The organism is Spirillospora sp. NPDC049652 (genome assembly GCF_040675125.1).
GTDB lineage: Bacteria > Actinomycetota > Actinomycetes > Streptosporangiales > Streptosporangiaceae > Spirillospora.
Genome location: NZ_JBFAOF010000585.1, coordinates 1 through 4,596, shown reverse-complemented (window position 1 = coordinate 4,596; position 4,596 = coordinate 1). Strand labels below are relative to the sequence as shown.

The 4,596-nt window shown below is 71.4% G+C and carries 4 protein-coding genes; 2 read left to right on the top strand and 2 right to left on the bottom strand.

The features are described from left to right. Positions 1-62 precede the first annotated feature (62 nt). On the bottom strand, positions 63-1,682 hold the full coding sequence (locus AB0J52_RS28400; RefSeq protein WP_500185523.1) for an apolipoprotein A-IV repeat region-like domain-containing protein: 1,620 nt from the start codon (positions 1,680-1,682) through the stop codon (positions 63-65). 566 nt (positions 1,683-2,248) lie between these two features. Beyond that, on the bottom strand, positions 2,249-3,556 hold the full coding sequence (locus AB0J52_RS28395; protein ID WP_500185521.1) for a THUMP-like domain-containing protein: 1,308 nt from the start codon (positions 3,554-3,556) through the stop codon (positions 2,249-2,251). 326 nt (positions 3,557-3,882) lie between these two features. Here AB0J52_RS28395 and groES point away from each other — a divergent pair, with 326 nt between their 5' ends. Beyond that, on the top strand, positions 3,883-4,191 hold the full coding sequence (groES, locus tag AB0J52_RS28390; RefSeq protein WP_034487853.1) for a co-chaperone GroES: 309 nt from the start codon (positions 3,883-3,885) through the stop codon (positions 4,189-4,191). A gap of 84 nt (positions 4,192-4,275) precedes the next feature. Beyond that, positions 4,276-4,596: TCP-1/cpn60 chaperonin family protein (locus tag AB0J52_RS28385; protein ID WP_500185518.1), on the top strand; the 321-nt coding region annotated here is incomplete at its 3' end.

Sequence of the window (4,596 nt, the reverse complement as noted above, 5' to 3'; positions counted from 1 at the left end):
GGGCGTCGCCGCGGCGGCCGGCCGGCCGCGCGGACGGGACGCCCCGCCCCCGTTCGCGCTCCTCAGTCCTTGCTTCCGTCGCGGCGCGGGCGCAGCAGCGCCTCGGCCAGGGCCAGCATGGTCTCCTCCAGGGTGGACAGGCGCTTGAGCACGTCCTCGTGCACCGCCGTCACCTGCTTGGTGACGTCGCCGTGCACGTCGTCGACCTTGCGCCCGACCTCGTCCTGGACGTCCTCGAACCGGCGGCCCAGCGCCTCCTGGACGGCCTTGGCGCGGCGCGTGACCTCGTCCTGGACGCCCTCGACCTGGCGGGAGAACTCCTCCTGGACGCCGCCGACGCGGCGGGACACGTCCTCGTGGATCGAGTCGACCTGCTTGGTGACGTCCTCGTGGATGTCGTCGATCCGCTTGGACACGTCGTCGTGCACGCCGCTCACCTGCCGGGAGACCTCGTTGTGCACCGACTCGACCTGCTTGGTGACGTCGGTGTGCACCGACTCGACCCGGCGGGACACGATGTCGACCTGGGTGGTGAACTCCTCCAGCGCGGTGTCGACCTTGCGGGTGACCTCCTCGTGGATGCCCTCGATGCGCTTGCGGACGTCCTCGTGCACGTCCTCGAAGTGCCGGGAGAACTCGTCCATCCGCTTGGCCACGTCGCTGTAGGCCGTCTCGGCGATCTGCGACAGGGTGGCCTTGACCTCGTCCCGGTCGGGCCGGGCGCGCAGCTCCTCGATCAGCGGGTCCACCGCCTCGGCGAGGTGCTTCTCCAGCGCGTCGAACCGGTCGCCGTGGTCGACCGGCGGGCGCTGCACCAGCTCGCCGACCTTGCGGTGCAGCTCGCCGATCTCCAGCGTGCCGGGCAGCCGGCCGATCCGCTCGTTGACGCTCTCGACCCGGTCGTCCACGCCCTCCAGCCGGCCGTCCAGCCCGCCCAGCTTGCCCGACAGGCCCTCCAGCCGGCCGTCGAGCCCGTCGAGGCGGCCGTCCAGGCCGTCCAGGCGCCCGCCGACGCCCTCGACGCGGCCGTTGACGGCCTCCAGGCCCTGCTCCACCCGGTCGGCCATCTCCCCGAGGGACTGGTCGACCCGGCTGGTCACACCGGTGATGGAGTGGTCCAGCCGCTCCGCCCGGTGCCCCAGCTCGGCCAGGGACTTGTCCAGCCGGTTGAAGCGGACGGACGCGGCCTCCATGCTGCCCTGCAGCTTGTCGAGCCGCTTGGCCATCTCCTCCATGCGCTGGGCGGCCTGCCGGCTGGCGTCGGCGATGCCCTGGGCGGAGTCGAGCATGGCCTGCATGCGGGTGAGGCCCTCGTCGACGTTCTCGGCGACGACGCCGACGTCGGCCCACAGCGCGGGCAGCTCGGCGACCGGCTTGACCCGCTCGCCGACCGCCTCGATGTGCTCCGCGAGCCCCTCGGCCCACTCCGGGGGCTTGCTGGACAGGTCGTCGACCTGCCCGCGGACGCTGTCCAACTGTCCGGTGAGGCCGCTGAGCTCGCGCTCGCGCACCTCGCGGAGCAGCCACTCCATCCCTTCCAGGCGCTGCCGGATCTCGTCCAGAACCTGACCCTGTGAGCGCTGTTCGTAGACATGGTCCTGCGCCGCACGGGCGAGCAACTCCCGCATCCGGTCCGAGACCGGTTGACCCCCCGTCTGCAGGAAGTTGTGATTCGTTTCCACCCGATGCTCCTTCGTGTGCCGACGCGGCGAATTAGCGTGCGGCAGTGATTTCCGAACGCCTCACTGTAGTGCGTGCCGGGGGCGGCGTTATGCACTAGCAAGAAAAATTACGAGTTCTGTGGAATGGGCTTTGTCGCCCCACTGGAGAGATAGGTCACCGATCACCCGGGGCGGGGTTTTCTCCTTGTTCCGGTCAAGGATCCGCATTTGCGGCGGTGCCGGCCCCGGCACGGGCGGACACTCCGTCCGGGCACGGGCCCGCCGGGTGCGGAACAAGTCCGCACAACTCGCCGAACATCAGCTACCGGACGGACCCGGGCGGGGATTCGGGCGGCGGGCCGCGCACCCGTCCGGCGGGATACCGTCACGTGCGTGGCCGACCATTCCAGGATGGCATTTAGAAGTGGAACTCGAAGCGTTCGCGACGCGCCGATTAAGCGCCGCGTCAAATCACCTTGCCGGGTGCGCTGCATTCATTGGCGGACGGGATGCCGGAAAGTGCTCAGGATTTGCGTGATCGTGGCGCGCCACGCGGCCGTGCTTGGCCGCCGGAACCGACGTGAAGATCATTGGGCTGGTTTCAGCCCGCCGGGACCGCCCGCCGGGCGCGCGAGCAGGGCCACCGGGTCGTCCCCGACCCGGGTCAGCACCAGGGTCACCTCGCCGGCGCCCGTCCGCCTGCCCCCGAAGCCGAGATCGCGGCGCAGCCGCTCGACGTCCGCCGCGAACCCGCGCTTCTTGATCGTCAGGATGCCGGCGCCGCGCCGCCGCAGCTCCGCCCGGAGCCGCTTGACCGAGAACGGGACCACGTCCTCGATCTCGTAGGCCGCCGCGAACGGGGTGCCGGTCAGCTCGTCGGACGTGATGTAGGCGATGCGCGGGTCGACCAGCCCGCCGCCGACCAGCGCCGCGACCTCGGCGACGAGATGCGCCCGGATGACCGCCCCGTCGGGCTCGTACAGGTACCGACCCCAGCCCCGGATCTCCGGCTCCCCGAGCCCGTCGTCCGGGGTCAGCGACACCACGCCTCCCGGCTCACCCCAGGGCGCGGGACCCGTCTCCGCCGGGGTGGCCGATGCGGGCGCCGCCGAGAACTCCGAGCCCAGGGCGGACGGGATGAGGGTCGCGCGGCGGCGGACGGTCCCGGCGAGGTCGCCGAGCCAGAGGGCGGCCTCCTTCACGTCCCCGCCGACCGAGATCCACTCGGCCTCCGCGCCGTCCGGGACGGCCTCGTGCGGGATGCCCGGCGCGACCTTCACGCACGCCGCCGGGACGCTCCGCGCCATGTCCAGCACGACGTCCAGCGGCGGCTCGTACGCGCGCGGGTCGAACACCCGTCCGCGCGCGGTCCGCCGGCCCGGATCGGCGAAGACCGCGCCGTACCCGGACGGGTCGGCCGCCGTCCCGTCGCCCGCCCGGACGGACGCGATCCCGTCCACGCCGAAGGCCGCGAGGTTGGCCCGGGCGACCTCCGCCGTCAGCGGATCGAGCTCGACGCCGTCGCCCGGCACCCCCGCCAGGGCCCGCGCGACGAGATCGGCCCCGATCCCGCAGCCGACTTCCAACGTGCGGTGAATCTTCGGTGAATCCGCGAAGCGGCGGGCCCGGTAGGACGCTACCCCCGCGCGCGTTGACTGCTCCAGACCGGCCGGAGTGAAGAACATCCGGGACGCGTCGTCCCCGAACTTGGCGCGGGCCCGGTCCCGCAGCCGCAGCTGCGTCAGCGCGGCGTTCACCAGCTCCGCCGGGAAGCGGCCGCGCAGCCGGGTGGCGGTCGCGAGCAGGCCCGCCTCGGTCAGGTCCGCGCCGCCGGCCTCGGCGAGCAGGTCCCGGCCGAGGGGTGTCAGCAGGTCGCGGAACGCCTCGGAGTCCATAGCCTGGACGGTAGCGCCCGCGCGAGGGTGCCGATGCGGCGTGTCCGGGTCGAACCGCGCGGGTGACCGGGGTGGACGGAGCGCGCATCCGGGACCGAAGGGACGCCTCGTCACCTCGAACCGAGGCGCTCGGCGCGGTTCGTGTTGACGGCTTACCGGGTCGGGCATAGTCTCCATGACTGGCACTCTCAGTGTGAGAGTGCCAAACAGCGACAAGGTCGGTCTGGCACCCGCGACGACAGGCCGGTCCAGGGTCGCCTCTCTTGTCATCTGTGCTGGTCGGCCCGTGAGGCCGGCCGAGGACCAATCGAAGGGGAGGTCTGATCGTGACGACCGCCACCAAGGTTGCTCTCAAGCCGCTTGAGGACCGCATCGTCGTCCAGCCGCTTGAGGCCGAGACCACCACCGCGTCGGGTCTGGTCATTCCCGACACCGCCAAGGAGAAGCCGCAGGAGGGCACCGTCCTCGCTGTCGGTCCGGGGCGCGTCGACGACAAGGGCCAGCGCGTCGAGCTCGACGTGAAGGTCGGTGACGTGGTGCTGTACAGCAAGTACGGCGGCACCGAGGTCAAGTACAACAACGAGGAGTACCTCGTTCTCTCGGCTCGCGACGTCCTCGCGATCATCGAGAAGTAATCACCGAGACGTGATGCACCCGCCCCGTCCGGCCGCCGTTGGCGGGCGGCCGGGGCGGCGCGCTTCATAGAGGAGATCATCCGCATGGCGAAGATCCTGGAATTCGACGAGGACGCTCGCCGGGCTCTTGAGCGCGGCGTCAACGCTCTCGCGGACGCCGTCAAGGTGACGATCGGCCCGCGCGGCCGCAACGTCGTCATCGACAAGAAGTTCGGCGCGCCGACCATCACCAACGACGGCGTCACCATCGCCCGCGAGGTGGAGCTCGAGGACCCGTACGAGAACCTCGGGGCCCAGCTCGCCAAGGAAGTGGCGACCAAGACCAACGACATCGCCGGTGACGGCACCACCACCGCGACCGTCCTCGCGCTGGCGCTCGTCGGCGAGGGCCTGCGCAACGTCGCG